The following is a 20,458-nucleotide window of genomic DNA, read 5'->3' on the forward strand; positions in this document are numbered from 1 at the left end:
GTATTTTGGCCGCTACAATGGCCGATCAGGTCGTGCCGAGAGCAAATCGGGCGCGATCTAAAATCGAGCAACCGCGTCGATCAGCAGTTGGACCTCAGTCCATCCGCGTGCGAATCGCGCTGCGAGATACGGGCAGGCGTATTTTGTCAATGAGAGAATACGATGCCCAGGCCATGAAGGGCCGGCAGGTAATACTCGACAAATATGAAGGCGGGGCACTCGCAGAGCGCGTTCGCGCGGAAGAAGTCGTTTGGGCCGCCGCAGAATGGCATTTTATGAATGGAGATCGGCGCGTATTTTCAGATGGAAAAGAATTTTATCGCACATTTCGCGTGTGGGCAGCAAAAGATGTAACACTAACACCCGAAGACCTCATACGCGATGTCGTGCCCGAAGATCAGATGACGTATTCGGAACTGATGGATTTTATCCATCGCAAAACGCGCAACGGCAGCCAGACACTTCGAGAATCTGTAGCGCTTCACATGCGTTTGGCATTTCCATTTGCGAACTTCGTGATCGCCCTCTTTGGCCTTCCCCTGGCCTCTCGCATGCAGCGGACGGGACGCCCCATCCAAATTGGCATGTGTTTGCTGATTTGCTTTGCATTTTACGGGTGCATTCAACTCGGGCGCGCCATGGGTTGGAACGATGTGCTACCTCCTGAATGGGGTGCCTGGGGGGCAAATGCGATCTTTGGCGCGATTGGGATTATCACGCTTCTCACAACGCGCAAATAGTTAACACCTTAACATTCGAGGATCCACATGAAATACAATATTCTCCTGATGATCTCCGATCAGCACAGCAAGTATCACATTGGTGCTTATGGCGACCCCCTTGTACGCACACCCCATCTCGACCAACTATCAGAAAACGGTATGCGCTTCACAAGCGCGTATTGCGCCTCACCCGTTTGCGTGCCCAGCCGCATGTCATTTATGACGTGTCGCATGCCTTCGGCCAACCGCGTGTGGAACAACAATCACCTGCTGCATTCGGGCATTCCCACCTGGGCACATGCCATGGGATTGGCCGGGTATAAAACATCGCTTATTGGGCGGATGCACTTCAACGGACAAGACCAGCGACACGGCTTTGAAAACCGTCCCTTCGGCGAATACGGTGCCACACATCCGGGTGCAAACAGGCAGGGCGCGCCCCTCTTCAAAAGCATTTCAACGGCGACCACCGGACAAAATCGCACGGCCGTCGAAGTTGCCGGGCGGGGGTATGGCTCGTATCACGTCTTTGACGAAATGGTCGCGGAAAGAACCAGCGCGTATTTGCGCGACAAAGCGGAAAATCCCGGCGACCGACCCTTTGCTGCCGTGGCGGGATTTCTCTTGCCCCACTGTCCCTTCATCGCACACAAAGAGCTTTTTGATTATTATTACGACCGCGTCGATATCCCCCAGCACACGCCCAATGAACCCGCAGCCATTCGCAAATTCAAACAGCTTCGCGGCCTCTATCCCCCCCTCGACGAAGAACGCATCCGCGTTGCCCGTGCCGCTTATTTTGGCATGTGCGAATACCTCGACATACAAATCGGGCACATCCTCCAGACCCTGCGAGAAACGGGCCTCGACCGCAATACTCTGGTCATTTATTGCTCGGACCACGGCGAAATGTCCGGAGAACACGGCTGCTGGTGGAAAAGCAGTTATTACGAAGGGTCTGTCGGCGTCCCCCTCATCGCAAGCCTTCCAGGCGTGATCGCATCAAATACGGAAAACAACCAGATATGTAATCTGATGGACATTGGTCCCACGCTACTCGACATGGCAGATGGAAATCCCCTGCCGGACATTCACGGACACTCGCTCTGGCCGCTGCTTGCGGGGCGCGATGCTGGCGATCACCCCAACGAAACATTCAGTGAACACCTGGGGATAGAACGCACACCCTCGTGTATGATTCGAACTGGACCCTGGAAATGTTACACATATCACGACGATACTGCACCCGTCCTCTACAACCTCGAAGACGATCCCGAAGAAATGCACGATCTGGGCAGCGATCCCAATTATGAAGACATCCGCGACCACCTCATATCCCGCATTTTTGAACAGTGGGATCCCGAGTATGTACTCAGAGAATGCGCGGATATCGACCGCGACATACGCCTGATTACCCGCTGGGGGCAGACCATTCAACCCACCTTGCCCGACACCGTCCCGGTGCCCGATGACGCCGAAGATATTGAATGTCTGTGACGCTAACCGCTAATCGCTTTTGTTTTTAAGTGACAAATGATTCTTTTTTACTTTACTTAACATCCCGAAATTATCCGTTGTCGCATTTGGCTTAATAGTTCTTCGAGCTATTTTTACAGAGGACATATTTATGCAACGCAAGTTTTTAATCCCAACCATATTTGTCATTGTCATCGGGTTCGCGTGGTTATCATCCTATTATACCGACTGGCTGTGGTTCTCGAGCCTCGATTTTCAGGCTGTCTTCTGGACCACCCTGAAAGCGCGTTTCCTATCCGGCATATTTTACGGTCTAATTGCCGCTGTAGTCATTGGTATCAACCTTCATTATGTCGGTCGATTCACCCGCTCCGCGCTCGAAGCAGACGCCTCGCTTTACGAAGGTGAAATGCCCGGCGCAAGCCTGTTGCGCTCAAATACCGGTTATCTGTTAATCGCCGCTGTCCTCGTCCTCATTATGGGCAATGTCGGCTCCTCACAATGGCCCACCCTGTTGCGTTACTGGTACGGCGGATCATTTGGCACTTCCGATCCCATCTTTGGGCGCGACGTTGGATTTTATGTCTTTGATTTGCCCTTTTACCAGTTTACAGTCGGTTTTCTCATCGGCACAGTAATCGTATCGGCCCTGGCATCAGGGGTCATTTACATGGCCACAGGCGGTATTAGCTTGCAGGAGCGCATTCAAGTCATGCCGCGCCCCGTCGCACACCTGTCTGCCCTTGCCGGGCTATTCTTGCTGTTTTCGGCTATCAATTATTACCTCAAAATCTACGGCTTGCTCTATTCTCCGGGCGACGTCTTTTTCGGTGCGGGATTTGTCGATGTCAACGTCCAACGCTGGATATATTGGATCCTCATCATTGCCTTTGTCGCAACTGGCATCATGCTCTTGCGAAATATCAAATCGCGTGAAGCGCGCCCACTCCTCATCGGTGTTGGCGTCTTTCTCATTGGCACCATCGGGCTGGGCAGTATTCCGGGTGCAATTGTGCAAAAACTCATCGTAGATCCCACCGAACTCCAGCGCGAAACCCCCTATATCAAGAATAACATCGACTTTACGCGAAAAGCATACGCCCTCGACAGGATTGTGGAACAACCCTTTGAGGCATCCGAGAACCTCACCGCAGCGGACATTGCCGCCAATCCTTTGACCATTCGCAACATCCGCATCTGGGACGAGCGCCCAATGGTGCAAACCTATCAGCAGGTTCAGGAAATTCGTCCCTATTATGTCTTTCCCAGCGTTGACGTGGATCGCTACACCATCGATGGCGTATATCGACAGGTCATGCTCTCGGGGCGCGAACTCGACACCAATCGCCTGCCTGCTCAGGCGCGCAACTGGGTCAACGAAACCCTGCAATATACACACGGATATGGGGTTGCCATGAGCCCGGTTACGCAAGTCACGCCCGAGGGCTTGCCAGAGTTTATGGTCAAGGATATTCCCCCAGTGACCGACGCAGCAGAGCTACAGATTTCTCGCCCAGAAATCTACTATGGCGAACGCACCTACGGCAACGTGGTCGTCAAAACCAGTGCCGAAGAATTTGACTATCCCCAGCGCGATGGCAATGCGTTTACCACCTACGAAGGCAATGGCGGGGTACCCATGGGCAGTTTCATCAACCGTCTGGCATTTACCATTCGCATGATGGATCCCAATTTGCTCTTGAGTAGCTACATCCTATCCGAAAGCAAAATCATGTACCACCGGCAAATCGCCCAACGCGCACGCGAGATCGCGCCTTTCCTCTTCTTCGACTCGGATCCCTATCTCGTTATCTCAGAAGGCCGTCTGTACTGGATCTTAGATGCGTACACAACCACCAACATGTATCCCTATTCCAAACGCATGGGCCGGTCGCAGATCAACTACATCCGCAATTCGGTCAAGGTTGTCATGGATGCTTATCACGGTTCTGTCACCTTTTATCAAGCCGAAGATGAACCCGTGATTGCCGCTTATGCCGCGATATTCCCCACCCTGTTCAAATCAATTGACACCATGCCTGCTGATTTGCGCGCCCATGTGCGGTATCCCGTTGACCTCTTCCGCATTCAAGCGACGATGTATCGCGAATATCACATGCAGGAAGTGCAGGTGTTTTACAACCAGGAAGACCTGTGGGAAATCCCAAATGAAATCTATGGCCAAAACGACCGCACACAGCCGATGGAACCGTACTATATCATCGTCAAATTCCCCGGCGAACAACGCGAAGAATTTCTGCTGCTCGTGCCCTTCACACCCGCCCAAAAGGACAACATGATCGGCTGGCTTGCCGCGCGATGCGACGGGGAAAACTACGGTGACTTGCTGGTCTATCTCCTGCCGAAAGAAAAACTCATCTTCGGTCCCATGCAACTCGAAGCCCGCATCGATCAGCAGCCAGATATATCGAGCCAACTCACCCTGTGGGGACAAGGCGGCTCCGAAGTCATTCGCGGCAACCTTTTGGCCGTACCCATCGAATCATCTTTCCTGTACGTTGAACCCATCTACCTTCAAGCTCGCCAGGAATCCGAGCAATTCCAACAACAGGGCTTTGAAGGCGAAGGCGGTGGACAGCCGCAGCAGGGACAACCACCGCGTCAACTCCAGCAGAGCACGGCCATCCCCGAACTCAAGCAAGTGATCGTCGCATTTGGTGGACAGGTCATCATGCGCGATACATTTGAAGATGCCCTCAACGAATTGTTTGGCTCTGGTGCGGGGAAAACCCTGAAATCTCCAGGTTCCGAAGAAACACCCGCGACCACATCAGAACAACCCGCTGAACGCACCGCAGCAGATTTGGCATCAGAAGCAGATATGCAATTCCAGCGCGTGCGGGAATCGCTTCAAAAATGGGATTGGACAACCGCGGGCGAAGCGATGAAACAACTGGAACAATCGATTCTCGAATTAAAAAAGACACTGGATAAATAATCGTTCCAGTTCATTTCTCCCGATTCAACTATGGATAGACGGTATAATTCTGTCTATCCATAGTTTTTAGGACTTTACAGAAAGGAAAAAAATGGCTGTAAAAGTAGGATTTATCGGAACTGGCGGCATATCGCGCCCCCACCGAAAACATCTCAAAAATATGGATGACGTAGAGGTGGTGGCAATGTGTGACCTCGAAAAAGACCGCGTCGCAGAAGCCGCCGAAGAATGGAATGCGACGGTCTATACAGATTACAAAACAATGCTCGAAAACGAAGAAATGGACGCGCTATACGTATGCATTCCGCCCTTTGCACACGAAGAGCAGGAAATCATGGCCGCTGAAAAAGGCATAGCCCTCTTCGTGGAAAAACCCGTATCTGTCACAATGGAAAAAGCCCGCGAAGTCGATGCCGCCATTCGCAAAAACAACGTCGTATCGTGCGTTGGATTTCAAGGACGCTATTTAGACATTATCGCACAGACAAAAGACCTGCTCAAAGATCGCCCCGTTGGCCTGGCAATGGGATACTGGATGGGAGGAATGCCGCAAGTACCCTGGTGGCGGCGCAAAGAAATGTCGGGTGGCCAGGCCGTTGAGCAAACCATTCACGTCACCGATATGACGCGGTATCTCTTTGGCGAAGTAAAATCCGTCTATGCGGCAGGGCGCACGGGCTTAATGACCGACGTGCCCGACTATAACATCGAAGATAGCAGCGCAGCCACGCTCGTTTTTGAAAATGGTCTGGCCGCCACCATCTTCTCAGCGTGTTTTCTATCGGGAGGACGAGGCAGAGGCGGCATTGACATCTTCACCAAAGACATGAACATCGAATATCGCGAGCGCAGATCCATCACCATCATTCAAAATGGCAATTCAGAACGGGTCGAAGTGCAAAACGATTACTGGCAAGACATGGACAATGACTTTATAGATGCCGTGAGAAAAGGCGACGACTCCGCACTCAAAACCACGTATGCCGATGCCGTCAAAACACAAGAAATCGTCATGGCCGTCAACCGCTCAATAGAAACGGGCGAAGTGGTTCAGATATCGGATATGTGAGGAATCACTGTAAAAACCGCTCGAGGCGATAGCGTCTCAAAAAATCTATTCGAGCACCATCCAAAATCTCAATCGCCGCGCATTCGCCAATTAAAGGCGCGAGCGTAACCCCGCTGTGTGTCACAGACAAATAGAGATTTGGAACCCGTTTGGAAAATCCGAGAATCGGGTGTCCGTCCTCAGGAACAGGACGGCGCCCGCGCCGGACCTCGCGCACGGGCACGCCTTCAATCGCAGGCAAAAAACGCGCCACAGCATCGACCACCCGCTGCACTTCTCGATCATCCTGCCCAAGCGAACCACCATCGTACACCCGACCGTGCGCCCCTCCGTGAAGCATCACCGAACCATTGGGCAACTGCCTGAAATTGGTCTGCGGAGGACAATCGCGGGGCGAATGCACCACCGATGCGTTTTCAAAAACAGGCGGCACAGGCTCTGTCAAAATCGTACATCCAAACGTGTAATACACAGGCACATCAACATCTGCCATTGCCGCGAGACTTGCTGTATCTGCACCCCCTGCAAGCACAACTGCATCACACGCAATCTCTCCCCTGTCCGTCACCACAGCCGCTATATCTGCCCCCGAACGCGCCAGCCCTGTGACGTGTGTCCCCCAAAAAATATCCGCGCCCCATTCCTTTAACCGTTCGACACATGCCCGAACAACAGCCCCTGTATCTGCGTGTCCTTCTATATCCGTATAAGAAGCTGCCGTCACAACGCCGGGCGTCAAACCCGGCTCCAATGATTCAACCTCCTCCCCATTCAACAGACGGATGGGATATCCCCAAGACTGCAAAACGCCCGCGCGCTTCACAATTTCCCGCGCCCCATCATCCGTAGATGCCCACCGCAATTCACCGCCCCATGTCGCGCTTTGCGGTATGCCCAGTCGCTCGACAAATCGCGCCCACATATCCAGCGAGCGCCGGTTGAAAAGGTGATAATGTCTGGGATTTTTATCGCGTGCATTCATCCATGCAAAAGATACAGCCGTTGCCGGCTGAATAGCTGATTTCTTCCTGGGTTCACCCACATCAATCAGCGTGACCTTCGCACCGCGCCTCGCCAGGTGAAATGCGATTGATGCCCCCACAATACCCGCGCCAATCACAGCGATATTTGAAAAATTGTTCATTTCCCTTTCACCCTTATACAGAAAACGGGTTCGCCTTTTGTGGTAAACCCGTAATCTGTTCAGCTATTTAATGCCCATAAATGAACAAAATCCAATTAAAGAAATTGAATATTGTTTTTCATTTCGTCACTGGTCAATTTTTTTTTCTTCGGCCACCAAAGACGCTTCTACTTCTTCTTTGTTCGCGTGGTAATAAGCCAACGCTGCATAGATTTGCGATAGCGTCAAATGCGGATATTGATCTGCAATTTCTTCCGGGCTATACCCTTGTTTATACCACACAACGATTTGATTTACTGTCATGCGCGTACCGTCTATGCGTAAGAGTCCACCACATATATCCGGGTCTTTAACCAGCAAAGTGCCAATTTCTATGCTCATAGTGTTCACCCATAATTTTTTACCGACACAATTGTGATAGCGTGACGTTAATAGCCCAGAGGAGGTTCCTTTAATTTTGTTGTATTATCCCAAACAAGAGGACCCCCCGTGTGCCTAATAGATAAAAACACTCCCATCTGCATTGAAATGGTAAAAAAATCGGCCGGTTATTTATACACCGTTAACTCACCCGCCTTGTAACGTCCCCAGTATTCTTTGAGCACAGCCTTGATCTGTGGGCTTAAAATAACGCCACCGACAATATTCGGAAACGCCATACCCAAAATCATCATGTCTGAAAAATTGAGAACATTTTTTAACGCAGTGACCGATCCGATGAACACAAAGCAAACAAAAATAACCCGATAAGCCAGAATAGATTTCATACCAAAAAGATATTCCCATGCACGCTCGCCGTAATAAGACCAGGAGATCATAGTCGAATACGCAAAAAGCATCACGGCAATCGCGAGCACATAACGCGCCCCAGGAATAAACGAATCAAATGCCGCAGCCGTCATTTTAGCACCAACTACCCAGTCTGACGTACCTTGAAACTCTGCAAGTTGATATGCACCTGTGATCATACAAACCAATGCCGTCATCAAACATATAATAATGGTATCGATAAAAGGCCCGATCATCGCGACCATCCCTTCACGAGCGGGTTCATCGGTTTTGGCTGCCGCGTGGGCAAATGCAGCAGAACCCAATCCCGCCTCATTGGAAAAAGCAGCCCGCTTAACCCCGTTAACCAATACCCCGATAAATCCGCCATACATAGCTTCTGGCGTAAACGCCTGTGAAATAATATTCGCAATAAGCCCGGGAACTTCTGTAATATTCGTCAGAATAATCAAAATTGAGGTCAGAACATATAGTCCACACATAAAGGGCACAATGCGCGACGTTACATTGCCAATGCGCTTGATGCCGCCAATAATGACAATGGCTACAAATGTCGCCATAACAATACCCATTAGCCAGTTATATGTTATAAAGCTCTCAGATACTGTGCTGAGAATTTCAAGGGTCTGGTTGGCTTGAAACATATTGCCGCCACCCAGAGAACCGCCAATCGTCAGAATCGCAAAAATCACAGCGAATGTGCGCCCCAACGGCCTGAGGCCTTTTTCGCCAAGACCGTGTTCCAGATAATACATCGGGCCACCCGACACGCGGCCATCGGGATGGATTTTCCTGTGCATTACCGCCAGCGTACAGGACGCCAGCTTTGAAGCCATGCCAAAAAACGCCATACCAATCATCCAGAAAACCGCACCAGGTCCCCCCAGACTTATCGCAATTGCAACCCCAGCGATATTTCCCAATCCCACAGTCGCAGACAGCGCACTGGTCAGTGCCTTAAAGTGCGAAATTTCGCCAGGATGGTCGGGATGATCGTACCGCCCGCGAATCACGTCAATCGAATGTTTGAAACCACGCAGAGAAATCCAGCCAAAATAAAAAGAGTAATACACGCCACCACCAAACAAGACAACGACAATGAGAGGAATATCTGTACCGAAATCCTGAAATAAAATATTGCCCAAAAACCCGACAACCGTACCCAGGTGTTCATTCAAAGCCATCGTAAATGCTTTAATTCCTCCCGGCGATTCACCCGACGATGCTTCCTGTGCAAATGCATAACCGACTACAGACAGACCCAGAAGCCAGGCAAACCAAAAAAACGTGCGATTCTTGAAAGACATGTAAACTCCTTTGTTTGGTAAGGCACCTGTAAACAGATTTCTCGCTAACAATGGCAAATATAATACAAACAAATTGAGGGGATGTATAGCACTTTTACATCCTCCGTGACTTTATCCTTGCACTTTGCGCTTGCGTTGAGCAGATTAAATATCCGGATAAAACAACCATACGGTACGGAATACGCATGCCAAATTCACTACTCCATCGCTATCTGCCTTTTCTCAACTGGATTGGAGAACTCAAAGACCGGCACATCCTGCGCGCCGATATTATTGCGGGCATCACCTTATCGCTGGTCTTGATCCCACAGGCCATGGCCAATGCCCAACTGGCCGAAATGCCGCCCTACTACGGCTTCTATGCATCCTTTGTACCCATCATTGTCAGCGCCCTCTTCGGGTCTTCTCGCCAACTCTCCACAGGCCCGGTTGCGCTCGTCGCCTTGATGGTCGCCTCTGAATTGGGACAACTCGCAGTTGACGAACAGGCGTATATCGCCTATGCGATCCTGCTGGCTCTCATGGTTGGCCTCTTGCAATTCGGGCTGGGCATATTGCGCCTGGGCGTATTGGTGAACTTTCTCTCACATCCGGTGGTACTCGGTTTTACCAATGCCGCAGCCATCATCATCGGCACATCGCAAATCGACAAATTATTCGGCGTCACCGTAGAACGCGGCGGGGCACATTACGAACGCATGATACGCATGTGGGACGTCATATCAGCGGGCTTTCACTCCCCCACCCTGATCATGGGCCTCTCTGCCATCGCATTATTATTTATCTTGCGCCGCATTAGCCCGCAAATCCCGGGTGTGCTAATTGTCGCCATCTTGACAACAGGCATCTCATGGCTCATCGGATTTGAACAAAATTACGGCGGACAGGTCGTGGGCAACATCCCCGAAGGCATCCCCGCATTTGCACTGCCAGTAATTGACTGGGGTATCGTACCACATATCCTCAGTGCCACCATAACCATCGCACTCATTGGATACCTGGAAACCATTTCAATTGCCAAAGCCATCGCCACGCAAACCCGTCAACGCATTGACGCCAACCAGGAATTGCTCGCACAGGGCTTGAGCAATATCGCTGGCAGTTTTTTTCAGAGTTTTCCCGTCTCCGGATCTTTTGTTCGTTCAACCGTCACATTGCGCGCGGGCGGCCAAACCGGCTTTGCATCTGTCATTGCTGGTTTAGTGGTCATCCTGCTACTCCTTTTCTTCACCCAACTCTTATACCACATGCCCCTATCCACCCTGGCGGCAATCGTCATTGTCTCTGTCACCGCACTAATTAACGTCAAACCCATTGTAAGCGCGTGGAAAGTACACAAACACGACGGCATTGTCGCCATATCGTCATTTGCACTCACCCTCATCTTCGCGCCACACCTCGACCAGGGCATCTTGATCGGTGCGTCCTTATCAATCGCCCTCTATCTCTATCGCACGATGAAACCGCGCGTGGCCTTCCTCGCCCGCCATCCCGACGGTGCGTTTCGAGACGCAGTAGAACACGATCTGGAATTGTGCGATGCAATTGCCACCATCCGATTTGATGGCTCATTGTATTTTGGTAGCGCGGGTGCTTTTGAAGACGCCGTATTGGAACGTATTCGCGATCCCAAATTGCGCTATGTGATTGTCGATGCCGAAGGGATAAATGAGATTGATGCCACGGGAAAGGAAATGCTGATCGGCGTGGTACAGCGGCTCCACGAGACCGGCATTGAAGTACTATTCACGCGTACAAAAAAGCAGATCCTGGACGCACTCAATCGCGCAGGCGTACTCGAAGCAATCGGCCGAGACAGATTTTACGCCACTCTCGACAGCGTATTAGCTCATGTTTGGGAGGCACTGGAAGACCAGTATCCCTGCGACAGATCGTGCCCTGCCGGATGTCCACTTCACCGCCCCAGACCAGATGGAGACGTATTTTATCGCGTATAGAAAATCCGATCCTTTTGAGTGTACAAACTATAACACTATAACAATTTATTACATTGTTCATAAGGAACGAAGTGACCTTCTAATTTGTCTAAAACAATGTAGTTGCAAATGGGTCTGACCCGCTGACTACTGATCATCACGATTCTTACTTGATTTTTTTTTGTAAAATGATAAATTTGGTGGACTAATTTTTGCACCATAACAGATTGTCTCCCTTCAATTTTGGGCAATCTGATTCAATTCCAATACGAAAAGCGCAACTGTCCCTTTCACCACAGGAGGAAGTCTATGAGACGGACGAGTCTATTTTTCTTTTTCTTCATAGCTCTGGCATTCTCAGCCAGTGCTGTTTTTGCCGGATCAACCGGTAAAATTGCCGGAAAGGTCGTGGAGAAATCCACAGGTGAAACCCTGCCCGGTGCCAATGTGGTCATTGAAGGCACCACATTGGGCGCGGTAACAGATCCCGATGGCAATTATTTCATCATCAATGTGCCGCCGGGTTCTTATACCGTCAGTGCGAGTATGGTCGGCTATCACAAAGCCACGCAAACCAATGTGCGGGTCTTTATAGACCTGACCACAACGGTAAATTTCTCTGGTGACTACGGCCTTGTCGAAGAGACCATTGAACTGGCAGAGATCACGGTGGTTGCCGAACTCCCGGTGGTGCAACCCGATATTTCCGCCAATGTCGCCAATATCTCCGCGCAGGATGTCGAAACCCTGCCATTGACCAGCGTGAACGAAGTCGTGCGATTAGAGGCAGGGGTTCTCGCCTCTGCCAATGGCGAACTCTCGATTCGAGGCAGCAATTTTAATGAGATCGCCTTTTCGGTCGATGGTCTGTCCATGCGCGATGGGCGCAACAACGAACCGTATTCAACGGTGAGTTATACCTCAATCAAAGAAATGAGCGTGCAGTCGGGTGGGTTCAACGCCGAATACGGCAACGTGCGCTCGGGCCTGGTCAATATTGTAACCAAAGAAGGCGACAAGCGACGTTACAACGGCGATGTGTTGTTGCGACACAGCGGCGCACAGCGCGATTATTTTGGTCCGTTGCCAAATCATCCCAATGGCTTTTTTTGGCGGCCATTTACAGATCCCGCTGTGAGGAACGTGGGCACCCATTCGCCCGAAAGCCCCTGGGATGTGTACACGCGGCGTCAATATCGAGTCTGGGCCGGGTGGAATACCATTGTACGAAGATGGGCTGCCACCCCTACTGATCCGTATCACGGCGTGGGCGTGAGAGACACGGGCGCAGATGAATCGACTTTACCAGTTGATGAACTGCAAGTTGATGATGCGGTCATCACAGAGTTGTTCGAGTGGTATCGCCGCAAAGATCTGGAAGTTCGCAATGCGGATTTCGATATCGACCTGGGTTTTGGTGGTCCCTTAATTCCGGGATTGAGCGAAAAACTGGGCGGTCTGAGGTTCTTTGCTTCGGGCAAGCGCGAGCGCAGGGCCTATATGATGCCGCGCAATATTGATGAATATGAAAACGACTGGGGCCGCGTAAAGGTCACGTCGGATATTCGCAGTAGCATGAAGTTAAGTGTCGAGGCGATGGCAGGTGAAGAATATGGCTTGAATCCGAACAAGAGTGGCTTTCCCAACATGTGGCGCGGCAATCAGGAAATGGGTCTTAATGATGCTGACCTGATTTGGGCAAATCACCACGAGAACACGCTTCAGATCAAGCGCAATAATATCGGCCTCAGCTTTTCACATGTGTTGAGCCCCAGAACATTTTACGAGTTTCGCTTTCAGAGGATGCAATCGGACTTTTTGACCGAAAAGTATCCAGACCGCGATTTGACGGCTGTTGAAAATACCATTCCCCGCAATCCGGACTTCGCGCCTCCCAGTCCGTCTTTACAAGTTTCAGAGGTCACGCAGAACCACATCGGGTTGACGGCTGCACCCGATGGCTATTTTATGAAAAATGAAGTCTTTGTTGACGGCCTGTATTTTGGGGGACACTGGGCCAATGGACGCGACGACTCTGAAGTCGTAGCCTATACAACGCGTTTTGACATTACCAGCCAGCGCAATCAGGTCGCGCAGTTTAAGGCGGGTTTTGAATGGATCGCCAGTGATTACGATGTGAATCACGAAAATGCACAGCCTTTCTTCAAAAACAATGCGGCACCCAAATACATCTGGCAACGCACTCCAAACCAATTTGCCGGATATGTGCAAACCAAGCTCGAATTCAATGCGATGATCGCAAACTTGGGGGTGCGTTGGGATCGCTGGAATGGGAGTGGCGAATGGTGGGTTTATGAAGATTTCTCCGGTGCGTTTGGGCCTAAAATTGGCAAAGAAAATCTCGAGGAAGCACTCGATCAGGCGCCTGTTAAGACCCTGTCTTATTTAAGCCCGCGCTTGGGTATTTCGTTCCCGGTAACAGCAGATAGCAAATTGTTTTTTAACTATGGGCACTTCCGCCAGATGCTGAACCCACACAATCTCTTTCTCATCGATGAAATAAATACGGGTGCAGTCTCTCGGATTGGCAATCCCAATCATCCGATGCCGCGCACGATCAATTACGAACTCGGCTTTGAGCAGAATTTGTTTGATCGGTATTTGCTGCGCCTGACCGGATATTACAAGGCCAACGACGACCAGTCAATTGGTGTGGCCTACACCAATCTGGACCAAACCGTAGCTTACAACCTTTTTGAACCCCTCAACTACGACGATATCCGGGGCTTTGAAATAACCATTAGAAAGCACAGGGGCAAGTGGTTTGGCGGATCAGTCAACTATACGTATCTGCAAACTAAGGACGGCAACTTTGGTCGGCGCCAGATATTTGAAAATCGCTTAGAGCAAGCCACTTTTGATGCGACCTCTACGCGGCACTATCAAAGCCGACCCGCCAGCCGACCCTTCGCCAGATTGTCGCTGGAATTTTACACGCCGCGCGACTTTGGTCCCCAGGTCTCTAAGTTTTATCCCCTGGGCAAGTGGGATATGTCTTTCGTGGGCCGTTGGCGAGCGGGTCAGTACAGCAACTGGTATGGGCCAGAAGGTGGAGATATCCCCGGTTTGATCAGAAATGTCCAGTACAAGAGTATCAGGAATATGGATCTGCGCCTGACGAAGCAGTTTGCGATGATGGGCGTCAGGGCCATGTTCTTTTTAGACGTCGATAATGTGTTTAATCTCAAGCGACTCAATAGCAGTTCTGCCAACCCGGGGCTCGAAGACTGGGAATTCTATATGGTATCCCTGCATTTGCCAGAAGACACATTTGGCGAGTTTGAACCGCCCTATCAGTTCATTCCCGGCAATGACTCGCCCGGCAGTTTCAGAGATTACGGCACGGAGTTTGTGCCCATCGAAATTGTCAATACAGCCAGCGATTTGCCCGCCAATGGATTGCCCGGCGATGCGGAAATCACGGCTGTACTGCCCACGGGTCTCGAACCCGGCCGCCGCGTGTTGTGGTATGTTCAGGAAACCGGACAATATCACGAATATCAAAACGGAAACTGGGCGCAGGCAAATCAGGACTTTGTGAATGAAGTGCTGGACAATAAGCTGTATATCGACATGCCCAACAACGACACTATCTGGTTCTTAAACCCACTGCGCATGCGTTTGGGCTTGCGGTTCTCGTTCTAAATTCAAACGCAACCACATAGTTTATCTGTGGTTTCAACAGGAGACATTGTAATGAACAGATTGTTAAAACCGCTGGTCGGAACAGCTTTTGCACTTGTGGCTCTGGTGTTCTTTGGTCAGCCAACCGAAGTGCAGGCACAGGCGGAACTAATGTGGCTGGATGTGGGCGATTATCACTATCGATACGCATCGACAGGCACAGAGCCTTCAATCACACGCCCCCCGTTTCGGGCACGTGTGAAATACTGGCCCGGTATTTATGCTCGAGAAGGTGGAACCCATGTGCGTTCACGTCACTATATTGGAGTAAAAGATTTTACCGATGAAAATGGCCAACCCTGGCCATTTAAGGTCGCCCGTGCGGGACCGCGCGTATTTGACCTGGGCGAACACTTTGCATTGCCCATGGAACTGATTGGCAAGTTTGACAAACCCGACGTGTTTGTCGATGGGTTTCAATCTTTTTCTCGGCCCACAGTATTGACCCGCGTCGATCCTTCTATTCCATCAGATCGCATGATTGTTCGCGGTGCCCATAGCAATGTAGGCATCACATGGGAAGAGAAGATATACGCATTTTCCAATCCCTATCACGATGACTACCACATCCGGGAAATGACCTGGACAAATACGGGCAATGTCGATGCCGATGAAGAGATCGAATTGCCCGATCAAACCGCGAACGAGATGATGTTGTCTTTTGCCGCTAAAGAGCACCTCTGGGGGCCGCGCGGGGTTACGGGCGCGGGTGTCTCGGGCACAATGTGGGATTATGTGGGCGACGGCAAGGAGCCTCTGGGCAAATGGGAAGGCATACGCGCCACGCTCGGCTGGATCGGCAATGGTACGAATGTGTCCTTCCTGAACCGACTTGGAGGACCTATCTGGCGAGGTGGACGCGGAAATGCTAACTATCGGATTACAGAAGGCGATTCCATTGGTCGGCTCGGCGGTGCTTATATGCTGACCCGCGCGATCTTGCACGCAGATACAAGCCCATCAGATCCGACTAATGATCCTGGCCAGCCCAGGAGTACGGGCTTTCACCGCGGCGGCGACTCGATTAGCAACCCGTCGTTTGGCGATGCCGAACAGATGGTAGACACGTACCATTTTATGCACCCGGACCTGAGCTATGCCGAATATGGCAACCCGGGCACCGATGGACACTTTTTTCCACACGAAGCCGACCGTTCAGCACCGCCGGAGCCTGCGGGTCCTTTCGATGATGAATCGTGGTACGAACGCATGGGTGCGCAAACTGATGTCTCTCGCATGAGAAGTGGAGGTATGGTACCGTGGTTTGCCTTTGGCCCCTACACACTGGCTCCGGGCGAAAGTGTCAGTATGGTCTGGATTGAAGGTATGCACGGGTTGAACCGGGACGTATCTGTTGCTGTGGGCAAGGCGTACAAAGATTCTGGTTATGACGATACACTCCCCATTACCTACAATGGGCAGACCCACACGAAGAACCGCTGGGTACTGGGCACCCGGGATTCCATCTACCAGATGATCCGCAGAGCTACTGCGAACTGGGAATCGGGTTATAATATTCCGCATCCCCCACTGCCGCCCAGAGTTTTCAATGTGCAGTCCGGTTCTGATCAAATTGTGCTTTCCTGGGATACCTTTGCCAATGCCAACCACTCGGGTTTTGAGATCTGGCGTACGCGCAATTTTTATGAAGGCAATGTGGATGACCGCTGGGAATATCAATTGATCGCCACCCTGGGGGCAGAGGCACGCGAATACGCAGATGCGGACGTGGTGCGCGGCATCAGTTATTTCTACTATATCCAATCTGTAGGCCAGGTGAACAGCGATGGAACGGGAATGACGCCGACAGGCAGTGTGCTGAAAAGCAGCCGGTATTATACGCAGACCTATGATCCCGCGTTTTTGAAGCGTCCGCCCGGCGGCGTAATGAGTGACGTGCGCGTTGTGCCCAATCCCTATGTGCTGGAAGCCGATCAGAATATTCGATTCCCAGACCAGCAGGACAAGCTGGCATTCTTCGAAATTCCCGGGGAATGCACCATCCAGATTTTCAGCGAACTGGGAGAATCGATTTTCACCATTGAGCACACAGACGGCACAGGGGACGAATTTTGGAACCTGACCACAGAATCGAATCAGGTGATTACAAGCGGCATTTATTTTGCCGTGATCACAGACACTCAGACCGGCGAAAAGATAATCAAAAAATTCGTCATTATTCGTTAAGAATGGAGTAATTCAATGACCAGAAAATTTCTTACTTATGTCGCGCTAAGTCTGATGTGTCTGACGCCGCTCTACGCACAGGACCCTGTGGATACGACAGATCCAGACGACCTTCCCGTGCCCGAACCGGGACAGGATCTCCCGCGCGAACGCCGCGCACAAGCGGGCTTTAAGTTTTTGAGCGTATCGCCCGATGCGCGCGCCGCCGCCATGGGCGATGCGTATTCCGCATTGAGGGTGGGGTCATCGGCGATGTTTTACAATCCCGCATCAATGGCGTATGCCACCCGCAAGTTTCAACTCTCTGCCGGGCAGATCCAGTGGATCGCAGATGTGACCTACAACATGGGCAGTGTCGCATTGAATACGGATTGGGGCGTTTTCGGGTTGTCAATGGTTGCCGTCGATTACGGCGATTTTGAACGCACCATTCGCGCAGACAACGAAAAGGGATTCCTCGATGTGGGCACGTATAGCCCATCTGCCTGGGCAATCGGACTCGGTTATGCCCGCGCTATTACCGACCGTTTTTCAGTGGGTGGCAATATACGCATCGCCAAGCAATCGTTCGGCGATGTTCCCGTGGGCCTTGAAGGCGCATCGCCTGTAAATAAATCTTTTAGCGAGCGCTCGACCATTGTCGATTTTGGCGTACTCTACTGGACGGGATATAAGAGCCTGACACTGGCGCTGAACACGCGAAACTTCTCTCAGGAAAACAAGTATAGCGAGGAGAGTTTTGAATTGCCGCTGACATTCCGCATGGGGTTGGCGATGGATTTGATCGATCTCACGGATATGGATAAGGATACCCATTCCATAATTCTATCGGTGGACACCGAGCGCCCGCGCGACTTTTCCGAGCAAGTCAAGGTCGGGGTGGATTATACGATTATGAAAACCCTATCTTTGCGCGCCGGATATATAACGCCAACCGATGAACAGGGCATATCTCTGGGCGTCGGCTTTGGCCGCGATCTGGGCAGCCTCGCTTTGCGCGTGGATTATGCGTACACCGATTTTGGCGTATTTGACGGTGTCAACCGCTTGACGCTTCAGGCGGGCTTTTAGACTATTGCGATGTATTCCCCGCCATTTTGAAAAGGGAGCCTGTTTTTGACCGGCTCCCTTTTTTATGTAAAGCCCACAGGCTAATCCCTGACCCCTACCATTCCCTGACCCCTACCATGGCCGAATCCGCACAAAACATACAGATACAAAAGCCGCTCGGCAGGGGTTTGCGCACCTATCGAACCGCTGCTGCGTCGGTCGCCATGATCCTGGTCAGTGTGCTGTGGAATGAATGGATGCCGTATTACACATCGGGATCCAATATCAGCCGCAGCCATTTTCCCGTAGCACTCTTTTATCCCTTTTTGATATTGTGTATATGCAATTTGCTGGCAAATCATCGGCGTTCAACCTGGGCGTTGACGCGGTCGGAATTGCTGGTGGTCCTGGCTTCTGGACTGGTCGGCATCTCGGTGTCTTACGACGGGATCAGTGGGCATCTGATCGGCGTGGTAGCTGCGCCCTATTATTTTGCCTCAACGGAAAACGGCTGGACGACGTACTTACTCGAACATATCCCGCACTGGCAGGTGCCGACCAATGCGGGCGGAGAGATGACGCGGTTTTACGAGGGCGGAAAGGGAACATTCCCCTGGCGCGTATGGGTCGCACCGATATTCTGGTGGATGTGTTTTTTGGGCGCGATGGGGTTTGCGGCATTCAGCGTGGTGGTGATTTTGCGAAAGCAATGGGTGGATTACGAGCGGTTGGCATATCCGCTTGTAGAAGTGGGAACCCTGCTGACCGAGACTGAGCCGGGTGGCACGCTGGAAAAAATGCTCCGGTCCCCGTTGTTCTGGATCGCATTTGGCCTGGTAATGGCGTTAAAGCTGTGGAATATCGGATCTTACTTTTCGCCGGCTTTTCCGCATATTTCTATTGAGGGAATGAACTGGCGGGCTTTTCCCGATTTTCCCGCATTGCCCTTTCGCCTCAGTTTTTACGCCATAGGTTTTGGCTATTTTGCACGATTAGATGTATTGTTCAGCGTGTGGTTTTTTATCGTCTTGACGGCATTTCAGATCTATGCCTCGAATATTTTTGGATACCCTCTCGGTTCATCCAGTCTGCACTGGCAAAATGAATTATTAAACTGGCAGAGCATGGGCGCACTCATTTTCCTTGCAGTGTGGGGCTTGTGGATGGCGCGCGCACATTTGAAGGCCGTATGGCGCAAAGCCTGGGACCCGAGTTGTGAAATAGATGATCGCGGAGAGTTATTGTCGTATCGCACAGCTGTATTTGGCCTCGTACTCTCGCTCGTGTTTGCAACGTGCTGGCTGGTCGCAACCGGCATGGCGTTGTGGGTTGCGATAGTATTTCTAATTCTGGCAATGTTGTTATTCTTGGGCCTGGCACGCGCTGTTTCTGAGCTGGGGCTGGTCTATGCCTATTATCGGTTAGAGCCAAATGACGCGGTCGTGCAGGCATTTGGATCGGCATCGATCATGGGGGTTTCGAGCATCACCGCGCTGGCATTTATGCGGGTGTTCAATTTTTTTCCCGACATCGGCAAAGGCTTTTTGATGCCGTCGTTTTCCCAGGCGGTTAAGGCCGTAGATAAGACCGTAACACCCCGGCGAATTACAGGCGTGATCTGGGCATCGCTCGCCGTGGGCTTTGTGATTTCGATTGTCAACACGCTCTACTTGAGTTATGAATACGGGGCTTATAATCTGGGAAATATGGGCCTCAAGCACGTTGGTCCGCGGGCATTTGATTTTGCGATGAACGCGATCCGTAATCCCCTGGGACTCGGAGGTGATGGCCGCGTGATGTGGGCGGGAGTTGGTGCCAGTGCGATGGCGATTTTGACTCTAATCCGTTACTGGATCCCCGCCTGGCCGTTGCATCCAATTGGGCTGGCCATGCAAGGGAACTACGGTGTGAGTAAAACCGTATTCTCGGTATTTATTGTATGGTCAATCAAAGTTGTCGTGATGAAGATGGGCGGTGCGCAGCTATACGAAAAAGGAAAACCGTTTTTCATCGGCCTGCTGGCAGCGCAAGCATTCAGCACGGGATTGGTATTTGTCATAGATTGCATCTGGTTCCCCCTGCAGGGACACAATGTACACAACTTTTAGAGCGC

The 20,458-nt window shown here is 51.3% G+C and carries 12 protein-coding genes; 9 read left to right on the top strand and 3 right to left on the bottom strand.

Annotated elements, in window-relative coordinates; genetic code table 11:
- From OXG87_03995 to OXG87_04010, 4 genes are all read left to right on the top strand, one after another.
- Positions 1 to 740: LptF/LptG family permease (locus OXG87_03995; protein ID MCY3868693.1), on the top strand; the 740-nt coding region annotated here is incomplete at its 5' end.
- Between the two features lie 27 nt (positions 741 to 767).
- A complete protein-coding gene (locus tag OXG87_04000; GenBank protein MCY3868694.1) occupies positions 768 to 2,219 on the top strand; it encodes a sulfatase-like hydrolase/transferase in 1,452 nt (483 codons plus the stop codon).
- A 130-nt stretch (positions 2,220 to 2,349) separates the two neighbouring features.
- A complete protein-coding gene (locus OXG87_04005; protein ID MCY3868695.1) occupies positions 2,350 to 5,157 on the top strand; it encodes a UPF0182 family protein in 2,808 nt (935 codons plus the stop codon).
- A gap of 91 nt (positions 5,158 to 5,248) precedes the next feature.
- Entirely contained in the window at positions 5,249 to 6,226 is a 978-nt protein-coding gene (locus tag OXG87_04010; protein ID MCY3868696.1) for a Gfo/Idh/MocA family oxidoreductase, read from the top strand.
- Positions 6,227 to 6,230: 4 nt separating this feature from the next.
- On the opposite strand, the gene OXG87_04015 is transcribed toward OXG87_04010, so the two are convergent.
- The 3 genes from OXG87_04015 to OXG87_04025 form a co-directional block, all read right to left on the bottom strand.
- The gene (locus tag OXG87_04015) at positions 6,231 to 7,370 is read right to left on the bottom strand and encodes an FAD-binding oxidoreductase (protein MCY3868697.1); all 1,140 of its coding nucleotides are present in this window, start codon (positions 7,368 to 7,370) and stop codon (positions 6,231 to 6,233) included.
- 126 nt (positions 7,371 to 7,496) lie between these two features.
- Complete coding sequence (locus tag OXG87_04020; GenBank protein ID MCY3868698.1) at positions 7,497 to 7,751, bottom strand: DUF433 domain-containing protein; 255 nt, start codon at positions 7,749 to 7,751, stop codon at positions 7,497 to 7,499.
- 167 nt (positions 7,752 to 7,918) lie between these two features.
- Positions 7,919 to 9,466, bottom strand: coding sequence for an alanine/glycine:cation symporter family protein (locus OXG87_04025; GenBank protein ID MCY3868699.1), 1,548 nt, complete (start codon positions 9,464 to 9,466; stop codon positions 7,919 to 7,921).
- A 185-nt stretch (positions 9,467 to 9,651) separates the two neighbouring features.
- On the opposite strand from OXG87_04025, the gene sulP reads away from it, so the two are divergent.
- The 5 genes from sulP to OXG87_04050 all read left to right on the top strand — a co-directional run bounded on the left by sulP (position 9,652) and on the right by OXG87_04050 (position 20,453).
- Positions 9,652 to 11,424: a sulfate permease gene (gene sulP, locus OXG87_04030; protein MCY3868700.1), complete on the top strand. Its 1,773-nt coding sequence runs from the start codon at positions 9,652 to 9,654 to the stop codon at positions 11,422 to 11,424.
- Positions 11,425 to 11,712: 288 nt separating this feature from the next.
- Complete coding sequence (locus tag OXG87_04035) at positions 11,713 to 15,069, top strand: TonB-dependent receptor (protein ID MCY3868701.1); 3,357 nt, start codon at positions 11,713 to 11,715, stop codon at positions 15,067 to 15,069.
- A 51-nt stretch (positions 15,070 to 15,120) separates the two neighbouring features.
- Entirely contained in the window at positions 15,121 to 17,295 is a 2,175-nt protein-coding gene (locus OXG87_04040) for a hypothetical protein (GenBank protein ID MCY3868702.1), read from the top strand.
- A 15-nt stretch (positions 17,296 to 17,310) separates the two neighbouring features.
- Positions 17,311 to 18,366, top strand: a complete 1,056-nt coding sequence (locus OXG87_04045; GenBank protein ID MCY3868703.1) for a PorV/PorQ family protein — start codon at positions 17,311 to 17,313, stop codon at positions 18,364 to 18,366.
- A 116-nt stretch (positions 18,367 to 18,482) separates the two neighbouring features.
- Positions 18,483 to 20,453: a hypothetical protein gene (locus OXG87_04050; protein ID MCY3868704.1), complete on the top strand. Its 1,971-nt coding sequence runs from the start codon at positions 18,483 to 18,485 to the stop codon at positions 20,451 to 20,453.
- The last annotated feature ends 5 nt before the right edge of the window (positions 20,454 to 20,458 follow it).

It is taken from the genome of Gemmatimonadota bacterium (genome assembly GCA_026706845.1).
Classification (GTDB): domain Bacteria; phylum Latescibacterota; class UBA2968; order UBA2968; family UBA2968; genus VXRD01.

What these genes read in the sequence shown, in the direction of transcription:
- OXG87_04050 (MCY3868704.1), top strand. Translation starts at nt 18,483, where the DNA reads ATGGCCGAATCCGCACAAAACATACAGATACAAAAGCCGCTCGGCAGG.
- OXG87_04040 (MCY3868702.1), top strand. Translation starts at nt 15,121, where the DNA reads ATGAACAGATTGTTAAAACCGCTGGTCGGAACAGCTTTTGCACTTGTG.
- OXG87_04000 (MCY3868694.1), top strand. Translation starts at nt 768, where the DNA reads ATGAAATACAATATTCTCCTGATGATCTCCGATCAGCACAGCAAGTAT.
- sulP (MCY3868700.1), top strand. Translation starts at nt 9,652, where the DNA reads ATGCCAAATTCACTACTCCATCGCTATCTGCCTTTTCTCAACTGGATT.
- OXG87_04015 (MCY3868697.1), bottom strand. Translation starts at nt 7,370, where the DNA reads ATGAACAATTTTTCAAATATCGCTGTGATTGGCGCGGGTATTGTGGGG.
- OXG87_04010 (MCY3868696.1), top strand. Translation starts at nt 5,249, where the DNA reads ATGGCTGTAAAAGTAGGATTTATCGGAACTGGCGGCATATCGCGCCCC.
- OXG87_04045 (MCY3868703.1), top strand. Translation starts at nt 17,311, where the DNA reads ATGACCAGAAAATTTCTTACTTATGTCGCGCTAAGTCTGATGTGTCTG.
- OXG87_04020 (MCY3868698.1), bottom strand. Translation starts at nt 7,751, where the DNA reads ATGAGCATAGAAATTGGCACTTTGCTGGTTAAAGACCCGGATATATGT.
- OXG87_04025 (MCY3868699.1), bottom strand. Translation starts at nt 9,466, where the DNA reads ATGTCTTTCAAGAATCGCACGTTTTTTTGGTTTGCCTGGCTTCTGGGT.
- OXG87_04035 (MCY3868701.1), top strand. Translation starts at nt 11,713, where the DNA reads ATGAGACGGACGAGTCTATTTTTCTTTTTCTTCATAGCTCTGGCATTC.
- OXG87_04005 (MCY3868695.1), top strand. Translation starts at nt 2,350, where the DNA reads ATGCAACGCAAGTTTTTAATCCCAACCATATTTGTCATTGTCATCGGG.